The 237-nt window shown below is 66.2% G+C and carries 1 protein-coding gene; it reads right to left on the bottom strand.

Annotated elements, in window-relative coordinates:
• Positions 1–237: aminotransferase class V-fold PLP-dependent enzyme (locus tag AC0MA3_RS26750; protein ID WP_474658386.1), on the bottom strand; the 237-nt coding region annotated here is incomplete at both ends.

Consider the following 237-nt stretch of genomic DNA (forward strand, 5'->3'; position numbering starts at 1 on the left):
GGTTCCAGCGTTTCAAGAAAGGCTTTGCGCAGATAGAGGATGGCCGCGCCGCGCGGACCGCGCAGAAACTTCCGGCCCGATCCCTTCAGCATGTCGCAGCCGATGGCGGCGACATCCACGGGAAGCTGGCCGAGCGCCTGCGCCGCATCGATGAAATAGGGAATGCCCGCCGCGCGCGTGACCTTGCCGATGGCGGCGGCATCGTTGATGAGCCCGCCATTGGCGGGAAGCCAGGTC

Source organism: Paenibacillus sp. LS-5, assembly GCF_056121505.1.